The 25,356-nt window shown below is 65.2% G+C and carries 29 protein-coding genes; 17 read left to right on the top strand and 12 right to left on the bottom strand.

Annotated elements, in window-relative coordinates; translation table 11 throughout:
* Window positions 1-3: 3 nt before the first annotated feature.
* Together lysA and lptM are read right to left on the bottom strand one after the other, a co-directional pair.
* Entirely contained in the window at window positions 4-1,263 is a 1,260-nt protein-coding gene (gene lysA, locus H3H51_RS03380; protein WP_183087600.1) for a diaminopimelate decarboxylase, read from the bottom strand.
* 9 nt (window positions 1,264-1,272) lie between these two features.
* Window positions 1,273-1,410 (bottom strand): LPS translocon maturation chaperone LptM, encoded by a 138-nt coding sequence (lptM, locus tag H3H51_RS03375; protein WP_068825142.1) that lies wholly within the window; start codon window positions 1,408-1,410, stop codon window positions 1,273-1,275.
* Between the two features lie 139 nt (window positions 1,411-1,549).
* On the opposite strand from lptM, the gene H3H51_RS03370 reads away from it, so the two are divergent.
* The 4 genes from H3H51_RS03370 (at window position 1,550) to rnk (ending at window position 3,634) form a co-directional block, all read left to right on the top strand.
* A complete protein-coding gene (locus H3H51_RS03370; RefSeq protein ID WP_183087599.1) occupies window positions 1,550-2,596 on the top strand; it encodes an AraC family transcriptional regulator in 1,047 nt (348 codons plus the stop codon).
* Between the two features lie 10 nt (window positions 2,597-2,606).
* Window positions 2,607-2,939, top strand: coding sequence for an iron donor protein CyaY (gene cyaY, locus H3H51_RS03365; RefSeq protein WP_183087598.1), 333 nt, complete (start codon window positions 2,607-2,609; stop codon window positions 2,937-2,939).
* Window positions 2,911-3,111 (top strand): DUF1289 domain-containing protein, encoded by a 201-nt coding sequence (locus tag H3H51_RS03360; RefSeq protein ID WP_407926457.1) that lies wholly within the window; start codon window positions 2,911-2,913, stop codon window positions 3,109-3,111. Before cyaY ends, H3H51_RS03360 begins: the two co-directional genes overlap by 29 nt.
* 115 nt (window positions 3,112-3,226) lie before the next feature.
* The gene (rnk, locus tag H3H51_RS03355) at window positions 3,227-3,634 is read left to right on the top strand and encodes a nucleoside diphosphate kinase regulator (protein WP_183087597.1); all 408 of its coding nucleotides are present in this window, start codon (window positions 3,227-3,229) and stop codon (window positions 3,632-3,634) included.
* Window positions 3,635-3,646: 12 nt separating this feature from the next.
* Here the strand turns inward: rnk and H3H51_RS03350 are convergent, their stop codons facing one another.
* Window positions 3,647-3,874, bottom strand: coding sequence for a hypothetical protein (locus H3H51_RS03350; protein WP_183087596.1), 228 nt, complete (start codon window positions 3,872-3,874; stop codon window positions 3,647-3,649).
* Between the two features lie 4 nt (window positions 3,875-3,878).
* Window positions 3,879-4,067: a hypothetical protein gene (locus H3H51_RS03345; protein ID WP_183087595.1), complete on the bottom strand. Its 189-nt coding sequence runs from the start codon at window positions 4,065-4,067 to the stop codon at window positions 3,879-3,881.
* Window positions 4,068-4,223: 156 nt separating this feature from the next.
* Here H3H51_RS03345 and H3H51_RS03340 point away from each other — a divergent pair, with 156 nt between their 5' ends.
* Entirely contained in the window at window positions 4,224-5,024 is an 801-nt protein-coding gene (locus H3H51_RS03340; protein WP_183087594.1) for a lipase family protein, read from the top strand.
* 19 nt (window positions 5,025-5,043) lie between these two features.
* Here the strand turns inward: H3H51_RS03340 and H3H51_RS03335 are convergent, their stop codons facing one another.
* The 4 genes from H3H51_RS03335 to H3H51_RS03320 all read right to left on the bottom strand — a co-directional run bounded on the left by H3H51_RS03335 (window position 5,044) and on the right by H3H51_RS03320 (window position 9,586).
* A complete protein-coding gene (locus H3H51_RS03335; protein ID WP_183087593.1) occupies window positions 5,044-7,893 on the bottom strand; it encodes a class I adenylate cyclase in 2,850 nt (949 codons plus the stop codon).
* 275 nt (window positions 7,894-8,168) lie between these two features.
* On the bottom strand, window positions 8,169-8,411 hold the full coding sequence (locus H3H51_RS03330; RefSeq protein WP_183087592.1) for a TIGR02647 family protein: 243 nt from the start codon (window positions 8,409-8,411) through the stop codon (window positions 8,169-8,171).
* Between the two features lie 52 nt (window positions 8,412-8,463).
* Window positions 8,464-9,231: a substrate-binding periplasmic protein gene (locus tag H3H51_RS03325; protein ID WP_407926456.1), complete on the bottom strand. Its 768-nt coding sequence runs from the start codon at window positions 9,229-9,231 to the stop codon at window positions 8,464-8,466.
* 79 nt (window positions 9,232-9,310) lie between these two features.
* Window positions 9,311-9,586, bottom strand: a complete 276-nt coding sequence (locus H3H51_RS03320) for a hypothetical protein (RefSeq protein WP_183087591.1) — start codon at window positions 9,584-9,586, stop codon at window positions 9,311-9,313.
* 136 nt (window positions 9,587-9,722) lie between these two features.
* On the opposite strand from H3H51_RS03320, the gene H3H51_RS03315 reads away from it, so the two are divergent.
* Window positions 9,723-10,382, top strand: a complete 660-nt coding sequence (locus H3H51_RS03315) for a glutathione S-transferase family protein (protein ID WP_183087590.1) — start codon at window positions 9,723-9,725, stop codon at window positions 10,380-10,382.
* A gap of 49 nt (window positions 10,383-10,431) precedes the next feature.
* On the opposite strand, the gene H3H51_RS03310 is transcribed toward H3H51_RS03315, so the two are convergent.
* Window positions 10,432-10,911 (bottom strand): GNAT family N-acetyltransferase, encoded by a 480-nt coding sequence (locus H3H51_RS03310; RefSeq protein ID WP_183087589.1) that lies wholly within the window; start codon window positions 10,909-10,911, stop codon window positions 10,432-10,434.
* A gap of 65 nt (window positions 10,912-10,976) precedes the next feature.
* A complete protein-coding gene (gene argH / locus H3H51_RS03305) occupies window positions 10,977-12,371 on the bottom strand; it encodes an argininosuccinate lyase (protein ID WP_183087588.1) in 1,395 nt (464 codons plus the stop codon).
* A gap of 216 nt (window positions 12,372-12,587) precedes the next feature.
* On the opposite strand from argH, the gene H3H51_RS03300 reads away from it, so the two are divergent.
* From H3H51_RS03300 to rsd, 8 genes are all read left to right on the top strand, one after another.
* Window positions 12,588-13,670, top strand: a complete 1,083-nt coding sequence (locus H3H51_RS03300) for a sensor histidine kinase (RefSeq protein WP_183087587.1) — start codon at window positions 12,588-12,590, stop codon at window positions 13,668-13,670.
* The gene (locus tag H3H51_RS03295; protein WP_183087586.1) at window positions 13,667-14,413 is read left to right on the top strand and encodes a LytR/AlgR family response regulator transcription factor; all 747 of its coding nucleotides are present in this window, start codon (window positions 13,667-13,669) and stop codon (window positions 14,411-14,413) included. The genes H3H51_RS03300 and H3H51_RS03295 overlap by 4 nt, the downstream gene beginning before the upstream one ends.
* A 294-nt stretch (window positions 14,414-14,707) precedes the next feature.
* Window positions 14,708-15,649 carry a hydroxymethylbilane synthase gene (gene hemC / locus H3H51_RS03290; RefSeq protein ID WP_183088023.1) on the top strand — a complete coding sequence of 314 codons (942 nt, stop codon included), beginning with the start codon at window positions 14,708-14,710 and terminating at the stop codon, window positions 15,647-15,649.
* Window positions 15,646-16,428, top strand: coding sequence for a uroporphyrinogen-III synthase (locus H3H51_RS03285; protein ID WP_183087585.1), 783 nt, complete (start codon window positions 15,646-15,648; stop codon window positions 16,426-16,428). Before hemC ends, H3H51_RS03285 begins: the two co-directional genes overlap by 4 nt.
* A gap of 16 nt (window positions 16,429-16,444) precedes the next feature.
* Window positions 16,445-17,566 carry a uroporphyrinogen-III C-methyltransferase gene (locus tag H3H51_RS03280; protein ID WP_328803612.1) on the top strand — a complete coding sequence of 374 codons (1,122 nt, stop codon included), beginning with the start codon at window positions 16,445-16,447 and terminating at the stop codon, window positions 17,564-17,566.
* A complete protein-coding gene (locus tag H3H51_RS03275; RefSeq protein ID WP_183087584.1) occupies window positions 17,563-18,798 on the top strand; it encodes a heme biosynthesis HemY N-terminal domain-containing protein in 1,236 nt (411 codons plus the stop codon). Before H3H51_RS03280 ends, H3H51_RS03275 begins: the two co-directional genes overlap by 4 nt.
* Before the next feature lie 110 nt (window positions 18,799-18,908).
* Window positions 18,909-19,400 carry a disulfide bond formation protein B gene (locus H3H51_RS03270; RefSeq protein WP_183087583.1) on the top strand — a complete coding sequence of 164 codons (492 nt, stop codon included), beginning with the start codon at window positions 18,909-18,911 and terminating at the stop codon, window positions 19,398-19,400.
* 286 nt (window positions 19,401-19,686) lie between these two features.
* Entirely contained in the window at window positions 19,687-20,163 is a 477-nt protein-coding gene (gene rsd / locus H3H51_RS03265; protein ID WP_183087582.1) for a sigma D regulator, read from the top strand.
* A 26-nt stretch (window positions 20,164-20,189) separates the two neighbouring features.
* Here rsd and H3H51_RS03260 read toward each other — a convergent pair whose 3' ends face one another.
* A complete protein-coding gene (locus H3H51_RS03260) occupies window positions 20,190-20,840 on the bottom strand; it encodes an FKBP-type peptidyl-prolyl cis-trans isomerase (protein ID WP_183087581.1) in 651 nt (216 codons plus the stop codon).
* A 126-nt stretch (window positions 20,841-20,966) separates the two neighbouring features.
* Here H3H51_RS03260 and H3H51_RS03255 point away from each other — a divergent pair, with 126 nt between their 5' ends.
* On the top strand, window positions 20,967-22,130 hold the full coding sequence (locus tag H3H51_RS03255; protein ID WP_183087580.1) for an AlgP family protein: 1,164 nt from the start codon (window positions 20,967-20,969) through the stop codon (window positions 22,128-22,130).
* Here the strand turns inward: H3H51_RS03255 and H3H51_RS03250 are convergent.
* A complete protein-coding gene (locus H3H51_RS03250; protein ID WP_183087579.1) occupies window positions 22,127-22,588 on the bottom strand; it encodes a TIGR02444 family protein in 462 nt (153 codons plus the stop codon). The genes H3H51_RS03255 and H3H51_RS03250 overlap by 4 nt on opposite strands.
* 50 nt (window positions 22,589-22,638) lie before the next feature.
* Here H3H51_RS03250 and H3H51_RS03245 point away from each other — a divergent pair, with 50 nt between their 5' ends.
* Together H3H51_RS03245 and H3H51_RS03240 are read left to right on the top strand one after the other, a co-directional pair.
* Entirely contained in the window at window positions 22,639-24,552 is a 1,914-nt protein-coding gene (locus H3H51_RS03245) for an ATP-binding cassette domain-containing protein (RefSeq protein WP_183087578.1), read from the top strand.
* A gap of 31 nt (window positions 24,553-24,583) precedes the next feature.
* Complete coding sequence (locus H3H51_RS03240; RefSeq protein WP_183087577.1) at window positions 24,584-25,342, top strand: TerC family protein; 759 nt, start codon at window positions 24,584-24,586, stop codon at window positions 25,340-25,342.
* Window positions 25,343-25,356: the final 14 nt, after the last annotated feature.

The following is a 25,356-nucleotide window of genomic DNA, read 5'->3' as shown; positions in this document are numbered from 1 at the left end:
CAATTACTCGCGAGGGGCCGAAGGCAGCAGGCTTTCGCCGGCATAGAGTTCTTCGATGGTTTCGCGGCGGCGTACTTCGAAGGCTTGCGCACCATCCACCAGCACCTCGGCGGCGCGGCCGCGGGTGTTGTAGTTGGAGCTCATGACAAAGCCATAGGCACCGGCCGAGCGCACGGCCAGCAGGTCGCCTTCGGCCAGCACCAATTCGCGGCCTTTGGCGAGGAAGTCGCCGGTCTCGCAGATCGGCCCGACCAGGTCGTAGTTGCGTGCCTGGCCGTCGCGTGGCTGCACCGGGGTGACATCCATCCAGGCCTGGTACAGGGCTGGGCGGATCAGGTCGTTCATCGCCGCATCGATGATGGCGAAGTCCTTGTGCGTGGTGTGCTTGAGGTACTCCACGCGGGTCAGCAGCACGCCGGCGTTGGCCACGATGTAACGGCCCGGCTCGAACACCAGGGCCAGGTCGCGACCCTGGATGCGCTCGCGCACCGCCTTGATGTAGTCGCCGGCCAGTGGTGGCTGCTCATCGCGGTACTGCACGCCGAGGCCGCCGCCGAGGTCCAGGTGTTTGATCTGGATGCCTTGTTCGGCAAGCTGATCGACCAGCGCCAGCAGGCGGTCGAGGGCATCGAGGAAGGGTGGCAGGCTGGTCAGTTGCGAGCCGATATGGCAATCGACACCGACCACCTTCAGGTTCGGCAGCGCAGCGGCGCGGGCATACACCGCCGGCGCCTGCTCGATGTCGATGCCGAACTTGTTTTCCTTGAGGCCGGTGGAGATGTACGGGTGGGTGCCGGCGTCGACGTCCGGGTTGACTCGCAGCGAGATGGCTGCGGTCTTGCCCAGCTCGGCAGCGACCACTTGCAGGCGCTCCAGCTCATCCACCGACTCGACGTTGAAGCAGTGCACGCCGACTTCCAGGGCGCGGCGCATGTCGTCACGGGTCTTGCCGACGCCGGAGAAGACGATCTTCGCAGCATCACCACCCGCAGCCAGTACGCGCTCCAGTTCACCACGGGAGACGATGTCGAAACCGGCGCCGAGGCGCGCGAGGACATTCAGTACGCCGAGGTTGGAGTTGGCCTTGACGGCGAAACACACCAGATGCGGCACGCCGGCCAGGGCATCGGCGTAGGCGCGGTACTGCGCCTCGATGTGGGCGCGGGAGTAAACGTAGGTGGGCGTGCCGAAGCGCTCGGCAATGGCGGACAGGGCCACGCCCTCCGCGAACAGTTGCCCGTCGCGGTTGGTAAAGGCTTGCATGGAACCCCCTTAGAGGAAGACGTCTTTATCGCGGTCTTGCGTGGTTTTTTCGTCGTCCGGGTGGTACAGCGGGCCTTTCTGGCCACAACCGGCAAGGGCGGCGGTAACGACGACAAGCGCGATGAAGGGCAGCAGCAGGCGCTTCATGGTCAAATCCTTTGCGAAATCGAGAATGACCCGGAGTATACCGACCCCCCGCCACCTTGCCTATGTACGTCCGGCGGGCCCTGGGATTGCCCCGGGCGGGGTATTTGCGGCTAGCATGCGCGGTAAAAACGGAGTCGTGATGGACGTTCCTGCCCCCCTCGCCAGTTCGGTTTCGGTCGCTTACCTGCAGGGTTTGCTGGATTACCTCGGCCGCCAGGGTTTCGCCAGCGAGGCGTTGCTGGCCAGCGTGCAGCTGAGCCCGGCGATCCTGGCCCAGCGCGATCAGCGCATCGCGGTCAGCGTTTATCTGGAGCTGCTGGCCGAAGGCGTGCGCCTGACCGGAGACGACAACCTCGGCCTGCACCTCGGCGAGGCCATCCGCCCTGGCTATTACGGGGTGCTGGGCTACCTGATCATGAGTTGCGCGACCCTCTCCGACGCCCTGCATCGCCAGGCGCGCTATGCCTCACTGGTCGGCAACCTGGGCCGCGTCGAGCTGGACGAAGAGCCCGCGCGTGACGGGCAGGAAGCGCAGGTGGTGCACAGCTGGCATCCGCTGGTGAGCCAGCAGCGCCGCCAGCACAGCGAAGAAACCCTGGCCGGCTGGCTGACCTTCGGCCACTGGATCAGCGGGCTGAAGATTCCGCCTACCGAAGTGCGTTTCCAGCACCCCGCACCGGCCGATACCTCCGAACATGCGCGGGTCTTTGCCTGCCCGGTGCTGTTCGGCCAGGCCGACAACGCCCTGGTGTTCCCCAAGCGCCTGTTGGCCACGCCGCTGGGTCAGGCCGACGCGCAACTGCGCCAGTTGCTCGATGCGCATGCCGACCGTCTGCTCGGCCAGCTCAACCTGGGCCCTAGCGTGATCGACCGTGCCCGCCACGAACTGGCGCGCCAGTTGCCCGAACAGGGCGCCGATCTGGAGCTGCTGGCGCAGACCCTGCAACTCAGCCCGCGCACTTTGCAGCGGCGTTTACGTGAGGCCGGGTTATCCTTTAGCCAATTGCTCGACCAAACCCGCGAGCAACTGGTACTGCACTACCTGCGCGACCCGGCGCTGGAACTGGCGGAAATCGCCTTCCTCGTCGGTTTCAGCGAGGCCGGCTCCCTGGCCCGTGCCTTCCGCCGCTGGACCGGGCAAAGCCCCGGCGCCTACCGGCAGGCCGACCTCGCATCCCTTCCCTGAGGACGTTGTAATGAGTTTGAGCGAAGCCCGTTTCCATGATCTGGTCGATGCCGCACAAGAGGCCGTGGAAGATATTTTCGACGACAGCGACATGGACATCGATCTGGAAAATTCCGCCGGCGTACTGACCGTGCGCTTCGAGAACGGCACGCAGCTGATCCTCAGTCGCCAGGAGGCGATTCGCCAACTCTGGGTGGCGGCGCGTTCCGGTGGTTTCCACTTCGACTACGACGAGACCCAGGCGCTGTGGATCTGCGACACCAGTGAAGAACCGCTGGGCGAACTGCTGGCGCGCGTGACTCAGGAGCAATCCGGTGAGCAGCTCGAGTTCGAAGAACTCTGAGGCCATCGCCTCGCCCTGCTGCCGCCAGTGCTGCCTGGACGACCAGGACGTGTGCCTGGGGTGCGGCCGGTGCCTGGCCGAGATCCTCGAGTGGGGCCAGGCCGCTGACGCGCGGCGCCGGGAAATCTGCAAGGCGGCCTTGCTGCGGTTACGCCCCGGGCTAAAAATCTGACCGTTCGGTCTTGTTTCCTCGGCTGCCTGTGGTACGGTCGGTCAACACTCTGCAAAACCCTGCCTTTTGGCGGGGTTTTGCTTTTTCTGGCCCGCACAGGAGATAGCCGGACGCCATGAGCAGCACCCCATCGATCACCATCACCCGTCTCGATCTGCAACGTCTTGAGCGCCTGCTCGACAGCCTGGAGGACTACGGCCCGGCCGCTCAGGCTCTGGAAACAGAGCTGGCGCGGGCGCAGGTCGTCGGTCATGCCGAGGTGCCGGCCGGCGTGGTGACGATGAACTCGCGGGTGCATTGCCGGGAGGAAGGCAGCGGCAAGGATTACCACCTGACCCTGGTCTACCCGCAGGATGCCGGTGCCGAGGGCACGGTATCGATCCTCGCGCCGGTGGGCTGCGCGCTGCTCGGCCTGTCCGTGGGCCAGCATATCGACTGGCCGGGCCCGGGCGGCAAGGTGCTCAAGCTCACCCTGCTGGCGGTGGAGTACCAGCCGGAAGCGGCCGGCGAATACAGCCGCTAACTGGCAGATCACTCAGGCGAGGATGAACGGTCCATTGTCGGGCGCCGGCTTGTTCGGTGGTTCGCCGGGCCGACGCTTGAGGTGTTCGTCCAGTTCCAGGCTGCGCGCCAGGCTCTGATTGCATTCGATGGTGCGCGCAATGCCGCCGCCGACCACGCTGCCGTGGCCAATCAGGCCGGGCGCGTTGATCAGTGCCAGCAGCGAGGCCAGCAACAACGCGTTGGAGGTGGAGAGCTGCATGGTGCTAGCTCCCTACGCGGATGCCGGCCAGCAGGCTGCGCAGCCCGGGCGGAAGCTCTGTGCTCGCGGTGCTGTGCGGTTGCGCATGGCCCAGGCCGAGGCTCAAGGCCAGCGCAATGCTGGCGGCGATTCCGTAGAGGCCGGCGCCGGCAAGGGCGCCGCTGTGGGCGTGTTTGTGAATGAAACTGGCCATGTGCGACTCCTGCGCCGTGGGTCTGGGTGGCGCTAGAGTCGCTCAGGCTGGTTCGATTGAATAATGCGCTCGCAGCGTAGTAATCATCAGTCGAATCGATGTGTGCACCCCGTGTGCTGGGCTAGAGTCAGTCCCATCGGCAAGGAGGCCCCGCTCATGTCCAGTCTGCCCCTGTATTTCCCTTCCGGCTTTTCCCTCGATCGTGCGCTGTTGTGCGCCGGCCTGGTCGATCAGGCCTATGCGCAGTACCAGCAGTGGCTGGCGCAGGGTAAGCCGCGGCGCGCCGAGGACTTCCACTGGGCGCCGCCGAGCATGCCCGGCTGGCGCTTTTCGGCGCCGGTGTGGAGCATCCTCAGCGAGCTGCACTTTCTCAACGAGTCCGAACCCTTTGGTTTTGCGGCGGCCAACGACCAGGGCGAAACCTACCTGGTGCTGCGTGGCACCGAGTCGGCGCAGGACTGGCTGGATGACCTGGACGCCGAGCAGCAACCCTGGCCCTGGCAGCCTGGCCAGGGGCGAGTGCATGCCGGCTTTCTCAAACTCTACGGTTCGCTGCGCGATCTCGCCCTGGCGGCGCTGGACAGCCTGCAGCCCCGTGGGCCGCTGTGGTCCTGCGGGCACAGCCTGGGCTGTGCGCTGAGCAGCATGGCTGTGCTCGACCTGCACGAGCGCTGGCCGGACCAGCCGTTGCAGCACTACAACTTCGCCAGTCCGCGGCTGGCGGCGGTGGATTTCGCCGCCGCCTACAACGGCCTCGGCGTGCCCACCTATCGCGTGGTCAATGACAGTGACCTGGTGCCCGAAGTGCCGCCGGCCGACAGCGATGGCCTGTTCTATCAGCACCTCGGCCAGGCGGTGAGCTTTACCGCCAGCTATGGCGGGGTGGCTGCCAATCACAGCATGGCGGACTGCTACCTGTATGCGTTGCAGCACCCGCAGGCGCCGATGCGCGGCTAAGCCTCTGCCGTGCTGCGCGTCAGGCGCTCTGCAGGGCGCTGTTCAGCGCGGTTTCCAGTTCGGTCTTGTAGCGCAGGTAGTGGATGGTCTGCGCGTGGCCGTCGCCGAGGATGCGCGACAGGTCCAGGTCGGTGATGTAGCAGGGGTAGCGCTCGGCCTCGCGGCGCTGGGCGAGGATGTGCCGCGCCACTGCGCTGAACAGTTCGTGGCCGTACTCCAGCTCGGAAAACTCGCGGTGGTTGCAGTACAGGGTGACATGCACGCGCGCGTTGTCGGCCGGCTCGACGATGGCTTGTACGTCGTAGAACGGATGGCTCACCGGCGCCTGCGGCGGCGCGCGGCGTTCCAGATGCTTGGCGCGCTGCGGCGGTGCCGGCAGCACTTCGTAATAGAGCACATCGAGAGCCGCCGGCGGCAGCGGGCTGTCAAGCGGCAGCAGGGCATTGCGGCGGTACAGCACCGATTGCAGGAAACGTTGCAGCGGGGTGAGCAGGCTCTGTTCGTCACGGTACGGCAGGCGCTGGCGCCACAGCGCGTTGTACTCGTCGAGCACGCTCAGCTCGGCCTGCTGGCCGTCGAGGCGGTAGAACACCTGGATGCAGTCCGGTCGCCCAATGGGCAGGATCAGCGCCAGGTCTTCGCCTTCCAGGGCGTAGCGGTCGAGGTGCAGCGGGCTGTAGTCCGGCTGTTCCTCACCCAGGTGCTCGATCAGCGCCGGCAGATCGCCGAGGGCGGCATGGCTGACCTGGCCCGGTTGCAGTTCGAGTACGTGATAGTGCTGCTGCACCTGCAGCAGGTAGCGCTGGTGCTGCTCGCCGAGATGGCTGAGGGCGTCGCTGAACAGTTCCTCGACGCGCTGGGCGATGGCCGCTGCGCGGTTGCGGCAGAAGCAGCGCACGCGCAGGTTGGGCCGGCGGCCATCGGCCGGCAGGCTGTTGAGGAAGTCGCGCAGGCAGTCGAGCAGGGCGTGCGGGCCGTCATAACGGCTGACCAGCAGCTCGTTCCAGCTGTTCAGGCTGAGCTGGTCGAGGGTCAGCACCAGGTTCTCGCGCACCCCCGAGTAGCCCAGCGAGTCGGTGCGCCCGGTGGTCATGTGTACGTTGAGCTGGCTGTGCGCCTTCAGCGGGTCGATGCCGACGTTGACCAGCAGCAGCACCGTGGCCGGCTCGGCGGCGTGCAGCAGGGCGTCTTCGGAAACCGTCGGCAGCGGCAGCGGGATGGCCTGCTGCAGGCTGCTGAGCAGGTTGGATAGCTCGAACTCGGTCAGGTCGCTGCTGCCCGGGTGCAGCGACAGGCGCGTGCTGCTGTCGATCACGCCATTGCGGTGGCACCAGGCGAGTAGTTCGATCAGCTCGCGGGCGCGCTTGAGCGGGGCGAAGTCCGGCCATTCCTGGCCATTCAGGCTGCCGTTGTACAGCGCCCACTGGGTTTCGCCTTCGGCTTCCGGGCTGGGGCTGTTGACCAGGGTCAGGGTGTCTTCGGCGAGGTCCGGGGCGATGCCCGGGTTGATGAATTCGATCTTGCCGGCCTTGCGCTCAAAGGCGGCGTACAGGCGCCGGCCGAGCACGCCGAGGTCGCGGCTGTTGAGCTGGCTGCCGGTCTGCTCGGTGCGGGCGAATTGCGAGAGGAAGCGGTAGCTGTAGGTCAGCTCGTTGACCAGCGCGCGGCGCTCGGCGCTGACCTGGCGCACTTTCCACTGGCTGCGGCTGTCGAGCATCGCCAGGTCGCGCGGGCTCCAGTTCCACTCGCCGGTCAGGCGCTCGAGCAGCAGGCGCTGCCAGCTCTTGGCGCGGTGGCGGGGCGGGCTGCTGAGCTTCTTGTTGACCTTGAGGTACAGGCAGCGGCGGATCAGTTCCAGGCGCTCGCGCTCGCCGCGTGCGGTGAGGTACTCCTCCAGGCGGCGGTAGACGACGATGTACGGGTCCAGCTCGTCGAGGTCCAGGCGCCCGGCGAACACCGCCTGCTTGAAGCGCAGGCTCAGGCATTCGACCTTGGGATGCTCGCTGGCGTAGACCTCGGTGAGCAGCAGTTTGAGCACCGATTTGTAGGGCGACTCGATGCCCTTGAACAGCTGCCACATGCCGGCGCCGATGAACTCGCTCGGCGGGATGCGCGCCAGGTTGCCAAGGTCCAGCACCTCTTCGCCGCGCACGAAGCGCTTGCCCAGCAGTGCCTGGGTGTAGCTGGCGTAGCTGGCTTCCTCATAGACCGGTACCAGCCACCACAGTGGCGTGCGCCCGCCGAGCCAGATGGCGGTGCGGTAGAACTCGTCGAGTAGCAGATAGTGCTGGGTGGTGCCGCAGTCGTCGGAGGTCAGCTGGGCGTCTTCGCGATCGCCGAGGGTGAAGCGTGCCGGGTCGACCAGGAAGCAGTGCGCCTCGGCGCCCTGGGTCGCGGCCCAGGCTTCCAGCAGGTCGCACTTGCGGCGCAACTCGGCCACGGCGGCGGCCGGCAGCAATGGGTCATGGCAGACCCACAAGTCCATGTCGCTCTGCTCGGCCTGAGCCACGGTGCCCAGGCTGCCCATCAGGAACAGGCCGTGGATCGGCATCGGCGGGTTGCCGCGTCGAGGCTTGTAGGTGAAGGAGCGGGTCAGGCGTATGGCTTCGGCGAGTATCGCCTCGTCCGGCTCGAAACCGGACAGCCCGGCCGGTGCGGTACCGGAGACATAGCCCGGCAGCAGCGGATGGTTGACGTGGAACAGCAGCGGCAACAGACGCAGCACCAGTTGCTGGCGTGTCGACAGCGCCTGCATGGCGCGGTCCAGGCGGCCACCATTGACCTGCAGAAAGCGCGCGCGCAGTTGCGCCAGCACCTTGCGGTCGATGCCGTCATTGATGTCCGGGCGGATTTCCTGGGTGCGCGTCATGAACTGCTCGAAGCGATGGATGGAGCAAGCCTATCAGTCGCTGCGCTTGCGCGGCAGAGGCTCTTGTTCCTGTATCGGCGCGATGGGGGATTGGCTAGAGGGTGGCGCATGGCTGACGGGGCAGCGGGCGGGATAAGAGCCTGGTTACGGTTTTCTGAATTAGAGCCAGCCAAGGAAAAAGTGGCCGAGGAAGCGCAGTTTACAGCTGTAAATGAGCATTCCGAGGTCGCTTTTAACGCAGGCTGGCCGACAGTCAGGAAGCCGTAACCTGGTTCTCAGGCGTGTTGCGGGCAGAGGATGGTGAGCAGGGCTTGGGCGTGCTCGGCGGCATCCAGGCCGAGGCTGGTCAGGTAGCCGCCGTCGGCCTGGGTCACCAGGCCTTTTTCATGCAGGCGGGTGATCGCCATCTGGGCTTTGGAGGTGGCGTTGTTATGCACCTTGATGCCCTCCTGCACGTTATCCAGGTTGTAGAGGGCGAGGATTTCCAGCTCGGCAACCAATTCGGGGGTATAGGCCATGGGGACTCCGGGTTCTTGTTGTGGGGCCAGTGTGCAGTGTAGCGGGCATGGTTCAGTCTGCTGCCTGTTGATGCTGCCATTGGGCGAGTATCTGCTGGTAGCGGCCGTTGGCCTTGATCGCACGCATGCCGTGGTCGAAGCGCTCCAGCAGGGTTTCCGCCTGGGCGTGATAACGCGAAAAGCTCAGGTACAGGCGCGGCTGGTGCAGGGTGGCGACCGGGACGAACTGCCCGGCCAGCTCGGGGTGTTCCTGGAACAGTGCGCGGGCCGTACCGCGATAGGCGGCGGTGAACTCGACACGGCCGTGCTGGAGCATCAGGAAACCGTTGTAGTCGCGGCGCACCGGCACCCGCTGCACGCCCTGCAGGGTGTCGAAGGCGGTGCCGTACTCGTAGCCGATGGTCACCGCGATCTGGCGCCCGGCCAGTTGTTGCAGGTCGTCGATCGGCTTGGCTTGGTCTTTATTGGCCCACAGCAGGATGTCGTCACTGAACAGCGCTTCTGCGGGCAGGCGGTATTCGGCAGCGATGCGCGCATCCGGCGAGGTATTGAAACAGCCGGCCAGCTGCCCGGTGCGGGTCAGCTCGATGCAGCGCGAGTAAGGGTAGGGCAGCAGCTCGATGCGCGTATCGCTGGCGGCGAAGGCGGCGCGCACGATGTCCACCGACATGCCCTGCACCTGGCCGTCACGGTAGGCGGTGAAGGGGTACCAATCATCCTCGGCGCCGATGCGGAACACCTCGTCGGCCAGTGCGGGCATGCACAGGCCGATCAGGGCGAGCAGCGACGCCGCGCCAAGGCGGCGGATAGAGCGGTCCAAGGCATGTACTTCCCGGCCGGAGGATGCAGGCACCTTAACAGTGCGCGACCGGGGAGCAATAGACCTGGGTCAACAAAGCTCAACCCTCGGCGGGCAGCTCCGGCAGGGCGCGCAGGGCCTGTTCGTACCAGGCGGTATCGAACGGGCGATCGGCGCGCAGCATGGCGTCGATCTCGTGAGCCAGGACCAGGGCCATGAGCTGGAGGATTTCCTCGCGCTCGTAGCCGACCAGCGTCAGCTTGTTGTAGATCGCCTTGGCCGCCGGCGGGTTATCCGCCTCCAGCTGGTTTTCGATAGCCTGGATCAGGGTTTCTTCGGCGAAGGCTTCTTCTTCGCTGTCGTCATGTTCGCTCATGGGCGACTCCTCGGTAGCAGGCCGGCAGTTTGCCACGCCTGGCTGGCGGGCGGCGCATTCAGCGCGCCAATGAAGCTGCACGGAATGGTGCGGCCAGCTATAACAGGGGCTTTCCCCCTGCCTAGTGGTCCCGATCATGCTCAAACTTCACGGATTCGCCGTCAGCAACTACTTCAATATGGTCAAACTGGCCCTGCTGGAAAAGGGCCTGCCCTTCGAGATCGTCACCGTGCACGGTGGCCAGACCCCGGAGTTCCTCGCCATCAGCCCGCGCGGCAAGGTGCCGGTGCTGCAGACCGAACAGGGCTTCATCAACGAGACCAGCGCGATCCTCGAATACCTCGAAGAGCGTGGCGAAGGGCGGGCGCTGCTGCCGAGCGAGCCCTATGCGCGTGCCCGGGTGCGGGCCCTGATGAAGGAGATCGAGCTGTACCTCGAACTGCCGGCGCGCAGTTGCTACCCGGAGGCCTTCTTCGGCGGCAAAGTCGACGAATTCACCAAGGCCAAAGCCAAGGCCGAACTGCTCGCCGGCGTGGCCGCGCTCAAGCGTCACGCTACGTTCGGCCCCTATGTGGCGGGCGAGCAATTCAGCCTGGCTGATCTGTATTTCCTCTACAGCGTCGACCTGGCCAGCATCGTGGCGAAGAAGGTGTTCGACTTCGACCTGCTCGCCGAGCTGCCGGCGGCCAAGGCGCTGTTCGCCCTGCTCAACCAGAACCCCCATGTGCAGCAGATCGCCGCCGACAAGGAGGCCGGGATGGCCGCCTTCATCGCTTCGGTCAAGGCCAGGGGCTGAGCGGGACTTGCCGGCCCTGCAGGTGCATTGCAGGGCCGATTGAGCAGGTTTAGCCGGCGGCGAAGTCGGTCAGGGCCTGGCCGGTCAGGCGGTAGGTCGTCCATTCATCCTGCGGCTTGGCGCCGAAGGATTCGTAGAACTCGATGGCTGGGGTGTTCCAGTCCAGCACCGCCCACTCCAGGCGCCCGCAACCCTTGCTCACGGCAAGCTGGGCCAGGTGACGCAACAGTGCCTTGCCGGCGCCGATTTTGCGTTGCTCGGGGCTGACGTAGAGGTCTTCCAGGTAGATGCCGTGCTTGCCCAGCCAGGTCGAGTAGCTGAAGAAGTACACGGCGTAGCCAACCGGTACGCCGTCCAGCTCGCAGATCAGTCCGTGGGACGTGCTGCCTTCGCCGAACAGGCTGGCCTGGATACCGGCCACATCGGTCTTTACCTCGTGCTCGGCTTTTTCGTAGATCGCCAGGTCGATGATGAAGCGCAGGATCTGCGCGGCGTCGTCGAGGGTCGCGGGGCGGATATGCAGGGACATGGGGGACTCAACCGTAGAGAAAGATCAGGGTGGCCATGGGAAGTCCGTTTCCCGTTGGCTGGCGATCAGCGGGTCGCCAGCAGTGCCTTGCCGCGTACCACGGCGGCGCGCACCTGGTTCGGTGCGGTGCCACCGATATGGTCGCGGGCGTTGACCGAGCCTTCCAGGGTCAGCACGGCGAACACGTCGTCGTCGATCTGCTCGCTGAACTGGCGCAGTTCTTCCAGGCTCATCTCGGCCAGGTCCTTGCCGCTCTGCACGCCGTATTTCACCGCGTGGCCGACGATCTCGTGGCAGTCGCGGAAGGGCAGGCCCTTGCGTACCAGATAGTCGGCGAGGTCGGTGGCGGTGGAGAAGCCGCGAAGTGCTGCTTCACGCATGATCGCGTGCTTGGGCTTGATGGCCGGGACCATGTCGGCGAACGCGCGCAGGCTGTCGCGCAGGGTGTCGGCGGCGTCGAACAGCGGTTCCTTGTCTTCCTGGTTGTCCTTGTTGTAGGCCAGCGGCTGGCCTTTCATCAGGGTCAGCAGGCCCATCAGCGCGCCGAATACGCGACCGGTCTTGCCGCGCACCAGCTCGGGTACGTCCGGGTTCTTTTTCTGCGGCATGATCGAGGAGCCGGTGCAGAAGCGATCCGGCAGATCGATGAACTGGAACTGCGCCGAGGTCCACAGCACCAGCTCTTCGGAAAAGCGCGACAGGTGCATCATCGCCAGGGAGGCGGCGGCGCAGAATTCGATGGCGAAGTCGCGATCCGACACGCCGTCCAGCGAGTTGCCGCCAACGGCGTCGAAACCCAGCAGTTCGGCAGTGATTTCGCGGGCGATCGGGTAGGTGGTGCCAGCCAGGGCGGCCGAACCCAGCGGCATGCGGTTGACCCGCTTGCGGCAGTCGACCAGGCGCTCGTAGTCGCGGCTGAGCATTTCGAACCAGGCCAGCAGGTGATGACCGAAAGTCACCGGCTGGGCGGTCTGCAGGTGGGTGAAGCCGGGCATGATGGTGTCCGCTTCGGCTTCGGCCAGGCCCAGCAGGCCCTGCTGCAGGCGAGTGACTTCGGCCAGGATCAGGTCGATCTCGTCGCGCAGCCACAGGCGGATGTCGGTGGCCACCTGGTCGTTGCGGCTACGCCCGGTGTGCAGCTTCTTGCCGGTCACGCCGATACGGTCGGTCAGGCGCGCTTCGATGTTCATGTGCACGTCTTCCAGGTCGACGCGCCAGTCGAACTGGCCCGCCTCGATTTCGCCCTGGATCTGCGTCAGGCCTGCGGCAATCGCATCGCGCTCGGCGTCGGTCAGCACGCCGACCTTGGCCAGCATGGTGGCGTGGGCGATGGAGCCCATGATGTCGTGGCGATACAGGCGCTTGTCGAACTCGACGGAGGCGGTGAAACGGGCGACGAAGGCGTCGACTGGCTCGCTGAAGCGGCCACCCCAGGACTGGTTGGTCTTCTCGGTGCTCATGGCAGAACTCGCGGGAAAGGCAGGCGCGCGCCTGCGAAACGGACAAAGTGTGCCGATAATAACAGCGTTGCCAGTAAAACCGGCCACCACTATGGCCGACGGCAAATTGTCGCAAGGCTCACACTTTTACTGTTCAGACGACCCTTTTGCGGTGCTTTTCGCCCGAATGGAGCGCTCTGGCTTGCTGGTTGCAGGGCGCACAAGGAAACTGTCCGGATGCGTATCGAATGGTTCAACAAAGGGCGCCTGCTGGCCCCCAGCGAAGATTTCTTCCTGCCGGAACTGTGCCTGCCGGAGGCGCTGCTGAGCATGGTGCTGCTGGCCGAGTTGCTGGTGCTGGTGCTGGTGCTGGCCGAGCCCATGCAGCCTGGGTTCAACTGGGTGCGCCTGGCGCTGACCTCGTTGTTCGTGCAGTGGATCGTGCTGCTTTCCGCTGCCGTGCTCTGCCGTCTGCGCCCGCTGCTGGCACGTCTGCGTGCGGCGCTGGCCGGCAGCCTGTGCTGCGCGCTGGTGGTGGGCCTGACCCTGGGCTGCACCGTGGTTGCCGATTATTACGACCTGGGCGGGCCGTTGCCGCGCGATGGCGAGGTCAACCTGTACCTGCGCCATGCGCTGATCAGCCTGATCATGTCAGCCTTGTTGCTGCGTTATTTCTACCTGCAGAGCGAGTCGCGCCGCCAGCAGCAGGCGGAGCTCAGGGCACGCATCGAATCGCTGCAGGCGCGGATTCGCCCGCATTTCCTGTTCAACAGCCTGAACAGCATCGCCAGTCTGGTGGTGGTCGATCCGCAGAAGGCCGAGATGGCCGTGCTCGACCTTTCCGATTTGTTCCGCGCCAGCCTGGCCAAGCCCGGCACCCTGGTGCCCTGGAGCGAGGAACTGGCATTGGCCAAACGATATCTATCGATTGAGCAATATCGTCTCGGCGAGCGACTACAGTTGGATTGGCAGGTGGACGAAGTACCGGATGATTTGCCGATTCCGCAACTGACTTTGCAGCCGCTGCTGGAGAACGCCCTGATCTATGGCATCCAGCCGCGTATTGAAGGGGGGCTGGTGCGGGTCGAGGCGCAGTATGCAGACGGGGTGTTCCAGCTCTGTGTGAGCAACCCCTATGAGGCGGGTGCCGAGCAGCAGCCGTCGCGCGGTACCCATCAGGCATTGGTGAACATAGACGCACGTCTAGCGGCACTTTTTGGGCCGCGAGCTAGTCTCAGCGTGGATCGCCGTGACGGGCGCCACTTCACCTGTCTACGCTATCCTTGTGCGAGACTCACGCAGGAAGCCAGAGCAATATGAATGTGCTGATCGTCGATGACGAACCCCTTGCCCGCGAGCGCCTGAGCCGATTGGTTGGCGAACTCGAGGGTTATCGTGTCCTCGAGCCCGCGGCCAGTAATGGTGAAGAGGCCCTGGCCTTGATCGAAAGCCTGCGCCCCGACGTGGTGCTGCTGGACATCCGCATGCCCGGCCTCGATGGCCTGCAGGTCGCGGCCAAACTGTGCGAGCGCGAAGCACCGCCGGCGGTGATCTTCTGCACCGCCCATGACGAGTTCGCCCTCGAGGCGTTCCAGGTCAGTGCGGTTGGCTACCTGGTCAAACCGGTGCGCCCGGAATCCCTGGTCGAGGCGCTGAAGAAGGCCGAGCGGCCCAACCGCGTACAGCTGGCCGCTTTGACTCGCCCGGCGCCAGGCAGCAGTGTCGGCCCGCGCAGCCATATCAGTGCGCGCACGCGCAAAGGCATCGAGCTGATTCCGCTGGAACAGGTGATCTTCTTCATCGCCGATCACAAGTACGTGACGCTGCGCCACGAGGGCGGTGAGGTGCTGCTCGACGAACCGTTGAAGGCGCTGGAGGACGAGTTTGGTGATCGCTTCGTGCGTATCCACCGCAACGCGCTGGTCGCCCGCGAGCGCATCGAACGCTTGCAGCGCACGCCGCTCGGGCATTTCCAGCTGTTCCTCAAGGGCATGGGCGGTGAAGCGCTGACCGTCAGCCGGCGTCATGTGGCCGGTGTGCGTAAGCTGATGCACAACCTCTGAACCTATTTACGACCTCCTGACTGTCGGCCAGCCTTCGTTAAAAGCGGCCTCGGAATGCTCATTTACAACTCGTAAACTGCGCTTCCTCGGCCGTTTGATTCGCTAGCGCTCACCCTGCGGGCCAGCCTTACGGCTGTTACTCCCGTTGATCGTAGCGCCTTGTCTGGCTCTAATTCAGACGGTCGTAAACAGGTTCTGATTCGTCGCTACCCCGACTCCGGGGCGCGTCAATCCTGCACCGACCCAAGGCCTTCTGGCCTGTTATCATTCCCGGCAGTTCTGTTTCCGGAAGTGATCATGTCCCGCGAAATTCGCATCGCCACCCGCAAAAGCGCCCTGGCCCTGTGGCAGGCCGAATACGTCAAGGCCCGCTTGGAAGAGGCCCATCCTGGTTTGCTCGTCAGCCTGGTGCCGATGGTCAGCCGTGGCGACAAGCTGCTCGATGCGCCGCTGGCGAAAATCGGCGGCAAAGGCCTGTTCGTCAAAGAACTGGAAACCGCCCTGCTGGAGAACGAGGCCGACATCGCCGTACATTCGATGAAGGATGTGCCGATGGACTTCCCCGAAGGCCTGGGGCTGTTCTGTATCTGCGAGCGCGAAGACCCGCGCGATGCTTTTGTCTCCAACACCTTCGCCAGCCTCGATGATCTGCCGCCCGGCAGCGTGGTTGGCACGTCCAGCCTGCGCCGCCAGGCCCAGCTGCTGGCGCGGCGCCCGGACCTGAAAATCCAGTTCCTGCGCGGCAACGTCAACACGCGATTGGCCAAGCTGGATGCCGGTGACTACGACGCCATCATCCTGGCCGCCGCCGGGCTGATTCGCCTCGGCTTCGAAGACCGTATCCGTTCTTCGATCAGCGTCGAGCACAGCCTGCCGGCTGGTGGCCAGGGCGCAGTGGGCATCGAGTGCCGTAGCGCCGACAGCGCCATCCATGCCTTGCTGGCGCCGCTGCACCATCGCGACACCGCCTTGCGCGTCACTGCCGAGCGCGCGCTGAACAAACACCTCAATGGTGGCTGCCAGGTGCCGATCGCCTGTTACGCGCTGCTTGAGGGCGAGCAACTCTGGTTGCGTGGCCTGGTCGGCCAGCCTGACGGAGGCCAGTTGCTGCGCGCCGAAGGCCGTGCGCCGGTCGAGAGCGCCGAAGCGCTTGGCGTACAGGTCGCCGAACAACTGTTGGCGCAAGGCGCGGCGGCCATTCTCAAAGCGGTGTATGGCGAGGCCGATCCGGAGTGATCGGCTGGCGTCTGCTGCTGACGCGCCCGGCTGCCGAAAATGCGGCCCTGGCGGCGACCCTGAGCGACGCCGGGGTGTTCAGCAACAGCCTGCCACTGCTGGAAACCGAAGCCCTGGCGCAGACGCCGCAGCAGCGCAGCACGATCCTTGATCTGCCACGTTACTGCGCGCTGATCACGGTCAGCAAACCAGCGGCGCGCCTGGGGCTGGCCCTGCTCCAGCGCGACTGGCCGCAGCCGCCGAGTGGCCCGTGTTGGTTCAGTGTGGGCGCCGGCACTGCCCTGGTGCTCGACGAGTACCTGGCGCCCCATGGCCAGCGCGTCAGCTTTCCGGCCGAGGGTGATGACAGCGAGGCACTGCTGGGTCTGCCCGCCTTGCAGCAGGCGCTTGCAGTGGCCAATCCACGGGTACTGATCCTGCGCGGGCAGGGCGGCCGCGAGCTGCTGGCCGAGACGCTGCGCGCGCGTGGTGCCCAGGTGGACTACCTGGAACTGTACCGTCGTGTGTTGCCTGACTACCCTGCCGATACGTTGCTGCAGCGCGTGCGGGGGGAACGACTGAATGCCGTGCTGGTCAGCAGTGCACAGGGCCTTGAGCATCTGTGCCGGCTGGCTGGCGCAGCCTGGCCGGAGCTGGCTCGGCTACCCTTGCTGGTACCCAGCCCGCGGGTCGCCGAATTGGCCCGCGCCGCCGGCGCCCTGCAGGTTATCGATTGTCGCGGCGCGAGTGCTGCGGCTGTTCTGGCGGCCCTGCGCGCAAGCCCGGCGCCGACTCTCTGATGCAAAGGAAGGACACGTGAGCGAAACAGCCCCGCAGATCATCACATCGCCCTCGCAACCCGATGCCGAGGCGAAAACCATCACCCCGGCTGCTCCCGCCAAGGGCCGCGGCCTTGCAGGATTGGCCCTGCTGGTTGCCATCGCAGCGCTGGGCGCCGCCGGCTGGAGCAGCTGGCAGCTGTACCAGCAGCAGACGCAGAGCGCGCGCTTGCTGGCGCAATTCAACGAAGCCGGGGCGGCCGCGCAACAGCAATTGCAGGCAAGTGAACAGCGCGTCGAGCAGCGCCTGAGCGGTATACCCACCGCCGCTGCAATCGCTACCCAGCGTGATCTTTTGGTGACTCTGCAGGGCGACCAGCAGCGACTGGCCAAGACGCTTTCCGAGGTGCTGGGCAAGAGTCGCGAAGATTGGCGCCTGGCCGAGGCTGAACACCTGATGCGCCTGGCCATGCTGCGCCTCACCGCGCTGCAGGATGTATCCAGTGCCACCGCCCTGGTGCAGGGCGCCGATGACATCCTGCGCGCCCAGGAAGATCCCCAGGCGTTTGCCGCACGCGGTGAGCTGATCAAGGTTCTGGAAGCGCTGCGCAGCCTGCCGCAGGTCGATCGCAGCGGCTTGTTCCTGCAACTGGCGGCGCTGCGTGCGCAGGTCGCCGAGCTGCAGATGCTGGCGCCCGAATACATCCTGCCGCCGCAGGCACCGAGCGCGGTGAATGCCAGTGACAGCAGCCGTTGGGATGATCTGTGGGCCGAGCTGTCGCGCTATATCCGCGTGGATCTGCATGCCGATCAGGATGTCCGTCCGCAATTGGCCGGGCAGAGCCTGGCGCAGGTGCGCCTGACCCTCGCGCTGGCGTTGGAGCAGGCGCAGTGGGGCGCGTTGAATGGGCAGCCGGAGGTGTATCGCCAGGCCCTGGCGTCCGCGCGCGAGGTGCTCGACCGTTACTTCGACCGTGACAACCAGGCCGTGATGGCCTTGCAGCAGCGCATTGGCGAGCTGAGCCAGCAGTCGGTGGTGACCGAGCCACCGAAGCTGGATGAAGCGCTGAATGCCTTGCAGGCCTATCTCAAGCAGCGTGAAGCGGCCGACCTGATGCCCGAGGCCAGCGCGCCGGCAGTCGAGGAGGGCGGGCAATGATCCGCACCATTCTCCTGCTGCTCCTGGTGGTATCGGCGGCCACCCTGCTGGGCTTGGCCATCGCCGAGCACAGTGGCTATGTGCTGATTGCCTGGAAGACCTTCCGTTACGAGTCCAGCCTGTGGGTATTCCTGCTGCTGATTGGCGTGCTCTGGCTGCTGGTGTGGGGCGTGCGCTGGCTGTGGCGCCTGCTGCGGGTCTCCGGGCGCCTGGTCAATCCCTGGTCACGGCATAACCACGGCCGTCGCGCCCAGCTGTTCGCCGACAAGGGCCTGCTGGACCTGGCCGAGGGCCGTTGGGAGCGTGCCGTGCGCCACCTCGAACGTGCCGCTCAGGGCGAGCGGCAACCGCTGGTGTACCTGTTGGGCGCCGCCCGTGCGGCCAACAAGCTGGGCCATATCGAGCAGAGCGATGGCTTCCTCGAACAGGCGTTGCAACGCCAGCCGCATGCGGAACTGGCCATCGCCCTGACCCATGCCGAATTGCAGCAGGCCCGTGGCGACTACGCTGCCGCCCAGGAAACCCTGCAGGCGATGCGTGCGCGTCATCCGCAGCATCGCCAGGTTCTGCGTCAGTTGCAGCGCCTGCTACTGAGCCAGGGCGACTGGGCGGCTCTGCTCGACCTGCTGCCGGAGCTGCGCAAGGGCAAGGTACTGGACGCGCAAGAACTGGCCAACCTGGAGCGCGAGGTCTGGCGTGCGCGTTTGCGGGCCGCGGGTGAGGATGGCCTGACTCGCGGTGAGACTGCCCTGCAGCCACTGACCGCGGCCTGGCAACAACTCTCGTCGGCGCAACGGGCCGAGCCCGAGTTGCTCGCCGCCTACGCGGCGCAGTTGCGCCTGCTAGGCGCCGAGCAAGAGGCCGAGGGCGTGCTGCGCAAGGCGCTCAAGCAGAGCTACGACAGCCAGCTGGTGCACGTCTACGGCCTGCTGCGTGGCAGCGATCCGGCGCGTCAGCTGCAGACCGCCGAAGCCCTGCTCAAGCTGCATCCTCAGGACCCGATTTTGCTGCTCTGCCTGGGTCGCTTGTGCCTGCAGAACAGTTTGTGGGGCAAGGCGCGCGAGTACTTCGAGCTCAGCCTGGAGTTTGCCCGCAGTGCCGAAGCCTGTGCCGAACTGGCCCGCCTGCTGGCCCGCCAGGGGCAGCTGGAGCAGAGCAACCAGCTGCTGCAGGAAAGCCTCGCCCTGCACGGCCAGAATCTGCCGCAATTGCCGCTGCCAACGGTAGGCTGAGTGGCACCGAACGTGCGGTGCCTGGCCCTGGGCGAGGTGCCGCACACAACCTTGTAAGCTGGCGCGGCTGTGCTCTAGCGTAACCGCCTCTCGCTGGCTTCGGAGTTCCCATGGCGTTGGCCGCCTCGCGCTGGTTGTTCCTTCTTGCTGGCTTCGGCGGTCTGCTGCTGATGGCGGGCGCGCTTTACCTGGAGCATGGGGTTGGGTTGCAGCCCTGCCCGATGTGCATCGTCCAGCGCCTGTTTGTCATCCTTTTCGTCCTGGTCTGCCTGGCCGCTGCGATCCACGGTCCGCAGCGTTTTGGGCGGCGCATTTATGCGCTGCTGACGTTGCTGTTCGCCGCTGCCGGCGCCGGCACGGCTGCCCGTCAGGTGTGGTTGCAGAATGTCCCGGTGGACCAGTTGGGTAGCTGCTCTCCGAGCCTGGATTTCATGCTGGCGAGCATGTCCTTGTCGGAAGTCGTGGGCCTGTTATGGCAGGGCACGGCTGGCTGCGCATCCGTGACCTGGACACTGTTCGGCATGAGCGTGCCGGAGTGGAGCCTGCTGGCCTTCGTCGGCATGATCCTGTTCAGCCTGCTGCAGTTGTTGCGCCGTCACTGAGCGCAGCGTCGACTTCGCCCACTCGATTCGCGCCGCCGCCTGACGCCAGATGCTCGCCCTGTGGATTGCCGCGCAGGATGGATTTGCGCCAACTGCCGAAATGGCACCTACGACTAAATTCCCGATCAAGGTGGCTTGAAGCGCGAGGCGTGCAGGCATACTCTGGCCCAACGTCTCGTCAGTAATCCGGCACTTCGCCGGGTATTTTTCCGCGGCGGCCCAAGTTGCCAAAAAATCGGCTCGGGGCTGAGTTATCCGCCTGTACCAGTAGGGAAGTGAGGACATCATGCTCGAGAGCTGCCAGAACGCCCAGGAACGTTGGGGAGGGGTCAACCAGCTGATCGATCGCTGGCTTCAGGAGCGCCACGAACTGGTGAATGCCTACGGGGCCCTGAGTGGTGACAAGCCACAGGCGCCGGCGGCCAATGCAGCCGGGCTGCAGCGCTTTTGCGAGATTCTGGTCGACTATGTATCGGCTGGGCATTTCGAGGTTTACGAGCAGCTGACCGCCGAGGCCAAGACCTTTGGTGATCAGCGTGGCCTGGACTTGGCCAAGCAGATCTATCCACGCATCGAAGCCATTACCGAAGTGGCGCTGGCGTTCAACGACCGTTGCGACAATGGCGACTGCCGCGACAGCGCTTCGCACACGGCCGAGCTGAAACGTCTGGGTCAGCTGCTACACGAACGCTTCGAACTGGAAGACTGCCTGATCGAAGTGCTGCACACCGCACACAAGCACCAGGCGCTACCGACTGCCTGAGCTGCACCTGCCGCTGGACGCCCGACTCAGTCGGTGACGTCCAGCAGTTCCACCTCGAATACCAGCGGTGCATCTGCCGGAATCAAACCCCCGGCGCCTTCGTGGCCATAGCCCTGCTCCGCTGGAATCACCACCCGCCATTTCGCACCTACGGGCATCGCTTTCAAGGCGGTCTGCCAGCCGGGGATCAGCGCGTTCAGGCGAAACCATTGCGGCCCCTCGCTCTGATCGAACAGGCTGCCATCGGCCAGTTCGCCTCGGTAATTCACCTGCACTCGGCTGCTCGCCAATGGCTTTCTTCCATGCCCGGCACGCAGCTCGCGGATCAGTACGCCGCCCGCCAGTTCATGCACGCCCGGCTGTGATTTTTGCGTGGCGAGAAAGCGTCCTTCGGCGAGGCTCGCCTGCTCGCGGCGATGGGCTTCGCTCTGCTGGCTCAGCTGCGTTTCGTGTTCCTCCAGCAGGCGATCCATCTGCTTGGCTGGCAGGCGCAGCGGTTCGTTGCGATAGGCCTGGCGCAGGCCCTCGAGCAACGCTTCCAGCTGCAGATCCGGCACTTCGCTACGCAGTCTTTCGCCCAGGCGCGCGCCCATGCTGTAGGCCAGATCGTCCTGTTGCTGTGCAGCCGGCGAGAGGCTGGAAAACAGGCAAAGCAACAACAGCGAGTAGCGCAACATGAACAGGTTCTCCGCACGGATTCGTCGGCGATTATGCCTGTTGCTGGCGTCGACTCAATGTTGCTGCTAGCGACAGCCGAAACGGGCGTCTAGTATGGGGTCACCAACGTCCGTTAGGAGGTCGTCATGTCGACCAACAACAAGAAGTCCGTTAGCACTCCTTTGCATCTGCTTCAGCAACTTTCCCACAGCCTGCTCGAACATTTGGAAGAGGCCTGCTCGCAGGCTCTGGTCGAAGCCGAAGGGCTGCTGACCAAGTTGGAAAAGCAGCGTGGCAAGGCGCAGGAAAAACTCCACAACACCCGCAGCAAACTGCAGGACGCAGCCAAGGCCGGCAAGGTCAAGGCGCAGGACAAAGCCAAGGCGGCCGTCGCTGAACTGGAAGACCTGCTCGGCGCACTCAGAGCCCGTCAGGCGGAAACTCGCAGCTACATCGTGCAGCTAAAGCGCGATGCCCAGGAAAGCCTGAAACTGGCCCAGGGTATCGGCAAGGTTCGCGAGGCCGCCTCGAAGGCGCTGAGCAGCCGTACAACTGCTGCACCGGCAGCCAAGGTAGCGGCCAAACCCGCCGCTAAACCGGCGACCAAAGCTGCAGCAAAACCTGTGGCGAAAACGGCAGCCAAGCCGGCCGCAAAACCTGCTGCAAAAGTTGCCGCCAAGCCCGCGGCAAAACCGGGTGTCAGCAAGGCGCCGGCCAAGGCTGCGGCAAAACCTGTCGCCAAACCGGCAGCGAAGAAACCAGCAGCTGCGGCTAAACCCGCTGCGGCAAAAGCACCGGTCAAGGCCGTTGCGAAGCCAGCGGCTAAACCCGCCGCCAAGCCAGCCGCTAAACCTGCTGCAGCGAAGAAGCCGGCAGCCAGCGCGGCGGCCAAACCTGCAGCCAAGGCACCGGTCAAAGCGGCCGCGAAACCGGCGGCCAAGCCAGCAGCCAAACCCGTGGCGGCGAAGAAGCCAGCAGTCAAACCAGTAGCCAGCGCAGCCAAGCCGGCTGCCGCCAAGGCGCCGGTCAAGGCTGCTACCAAGCCGGTCGCTAAACCTGCTGCCAAGCCTGCCGCAGTGAAGAAGCCTGCCCCTAGCGCGGTTAAACCTGCAGCGGCCAAGGCGCCGGTCAAGGCAACAGCGAAGCCGGCGGCGAAACCCGCTGCCAAGCCCGCCGCAAAACCGCCAGTGAAGAAAGCCCCGGCCGCCAAGCCGGTCGCTGCCAAGCCTGCAGGAGCCCCGGCTGCTGCTCCTGCGCCAGCCGCCGTGCCGGCCAGCAGCAATGGCAGCACCCCGCCAGCCGGCGTCTAAGCCTGGCTGGTTGCCGCGACGCGCAGCACCTGCAGCGCGTCGCGGTGTTGTTCTCCCGCACCGGCGGCCAGCTGTTCCAGCCAGGCCGCCGGTTCTTTGTGTGCTGGCCATTCCCCCGCCAGCACTTCCAGGCGCCGTAATAGCTCGCGCTCGGCCTCCAGCTCCAGTGCCTTGACCTGTTCGCGCAGGCGCAATCGCGCCGCATCCAGTTGTGCCGCCTCACGCCAGCCTTGGCGCAGTTCGCGCAGCGGGCGCACCACCTGGCGCTGCCAGGGTTCGCTGATGGCTTGCAGCTGCGCCACGCGCTGCTCGTCACACGCCACCCCGCGAGCCTCCAGCCACGCGCCGCACAGCAGCAGGCAGACATCGGCACCCGCCGCCTGCAGCTGCAGACAGGCCGTTTCAGCGCCGGGGCGCGCGTAGCAACAACTGGCAAAACTCCACAGGTCAGAAGGCATGCGGCTCTCCGGGCGATAGCAGAATGAAGCTGGTAGACTCCGCGGCCATTATGATCCGACTCCAGAACCTCACTCTACAGCGTGGTCCGCAACGCCTACTCGAAGGCGCCGAGCTGACCCTGCACGCCGGCCACAAAGCTGGCCTGATCGGCGCCAATGGCTCCGGCAAATCCAGCCTGTTCGCCCTGCTGCGAGGCGAGCTCGGGCCTGACGCCGGCGACTGCAACCTGCCGCCGGACTGGCGCATCGCCCACATGCGCCAGGAGGTCGACGACCTCGAACGCCTGGCTGTCGACTATGTGCTGGATGGCGACATTCGCCTGCGCCAGGTGCAACGCGACCTGCTCGCCGCCGAAGAGGCTCATGACGGCGGCGCCATTGCCCGCCTGCACAGCGAACTGGACAGCGCCGACGGCTATACCGCCGATGCCCGTGCGCGCAAGCTGCTGGCGGGTCTCGGCTTCAGCAACGAACAGATGGACAAGCGTGTCGGCGACTTCTCCGGTGGCTGGCGCATGCGCCTGAACCTGGCCCAGGCACTGATGTGCCCGTCCGACCTGTTGCTGCTCGACGAACCGACCAACCACCTCGATCTCGATGCGATCCTCTGGCTGGAAGACTGGCTGAAGAGCTACTCCGGCACCTTGTTGCTGATCTCCCACGACCGCGACTTCCTCGACGCCGTGGTCGACCATGTGGCGCACATCGAACAGCAAAAGCTGACGCTCTACCGTGGCGGTTACTCGGCGTTCGAGCGCGCCCGTGCCGAACGCCTGGCGCAGCAGCAGCAGGCTTACGAGAAGCAGCAGGTGCAGCGCGAGCACATGGAGAAGTACATCGCCCGCTTCAAGGCCCAGGCGACCAAGGCGCGCCAGGCACAGAGCCGGATCAAGGCTCTGGAGCGCCTGGAGGAGCTGGCGCCGGCGCATGTCGACTCGCCATTCGACTTCGTCTTCCGCGAAGCCGACAAGATTTCCAGCCCGCTGCTGGACATGTCCGATGTCCAGCTGGGCTATGGCGACAAAGCGGTACTGCAACAGGTCAAGCTGCAACTGGTTCCGGGCGCGCGCATCGGCCTGCTCGGCCCCAACGGCGCCGGCAAGTCGACCCTGATCAAGACCCTGTCCGGCGAGCTGACGCCGTTGTCCGGTCGTCTGGCGCGTGGTGAGAACCTCTCCATCGGTTACTTCGCCCAGCACCAACTCGACTCCCTGGACGCCAAGGCCAGCCCGCTGCTGCACCTGCAGCGCATCGCCCCGAGCGAGCGCGAGCAGACCCTGCGCGATTTCCTTGGCGGCTTCGACTTCCGTGGCCCACGTTGCGACGAGGCGGTGCAGAACTTCTCCGGTGGCGAGAAGGCGCGCCTGGCCCTGGCCTTGATTGCCTGGGGCAAGCCCAACCTGCTGCTGCTCGACGAACCGACCAACCACCTCGACCTGGAAATGCGCCTGGCCCTGACCATGGCCCTGCAGGAATTCGCCGGTGCGGTACTGGTGGTGTCACACGATCGCCACCTGCTGAAAAGCACCACCGATGAATTTCTCCTGGTGGCCGACGGGCGTATCCAGCCGTTCGATGGCGACCTCGAAGACTATGCGCGCTGGCTGGTCGACTTCCGTGCCCGCCAGCAGCCGCAAACCAGCGCGGCGCCGGCCGGCGACAAGACCGACAAGCGCGCCCTGCGTCAGGTCGCCGCTGCCCTGCGTCAGCAGCTGGCACCGCACAAGCGCGAGGCGGACAAGTTGGAAAAAGAACTGAGCAAGTTGCACGAGCAACTGGCCAAGGTCGAAGAGCGCCTGGGCGACAGCGGCGTCTACGAAGCTGCACGTAAGGATGAACTGCGTGATTTGCTGGCCGAACAGGCGCGCCTGAAAAGCCGCGAAGGCGAACTGGAAGAGAGTTGGATGGCGGCCCTGGAACACCTGGAAAGCCTGGAACAACAGCTGGCCCAAGCGGCCGACTGAACGAATTCACTAAACCACTGAGGCAAATAACATGGAATGGCTGATGAGCCCGGAAATCTGGGTCGCCTTTCTCACCCTGACCGCCCTGGAGATCGTCCTCGGCATCGACAACATCATTTTCATCTCGATCCTGGTCAGCCGTTTGCCGGTCGAGCAGCAGCCCAAGGCGCGCTTCTTCGGCCTGGCCTTGGCCATGGGTACGCGCATCCTGTTGCTGCTGTCGATCACCTGGGTCATGCGCCTGACTGCCGACTTGTTCACTGTCATGGACCACGGTATTTCCGGGCGTGACCTGATCCTGTTCTTCGGCGGCCTGTTCCTGCTGTTCAAGAGCAGCATGGAAATTTTCCACAGCCTGGAAGGCGCCGAGCAGTCGCAAGACGGCGGCGGCAAGGCCTACGGCTTCATGGGCATCATCGTGCAGATCGCGATCATCGACATCGTCTTCAGCCTGGACTCGGTGATCACCGCCGTCGGTCTGGTACAGCATGTGCCGGTGATGGTGGCGGCCATCGTCATCTCGGTCATCGTGATGATGCTGTCGGCCAGCACCATCAGTGCCTTCATCGACAAGCACCCGTCGCTGAAGATGCTGGCGCTGTCGTTCCTCATCGTGGTCGGTACCGTGCTGATCGCCGAGTCCTTCGAAGTGCACCTGCCGAAGGGCTACGTCTACTTCGCCATGGCCTTCTCCCTGGCGGTCGAGGCGATCAACATCCGCCTGCGCGGCGCCATGGCGCGGCAGAAGGGCGAGGAGCCAGTACAGTTGCGCAAGGGTTCGCCTGACTGACTGATACTGTGCTT

It is taken from the genome of Aquipseudomonas ullengensis, assembly GCF_014174475.1.
Lineage (GTDB): Bacteria > Pseudomonadota > Gammaproteobacteria > Pseudomonadales > Pseudomonadaceae > Aquipseudomonas > Aquipseudomonas ullengensis.
This window is presented reverse-complemented; position numbering and strand designations above follow the sequence as displayed.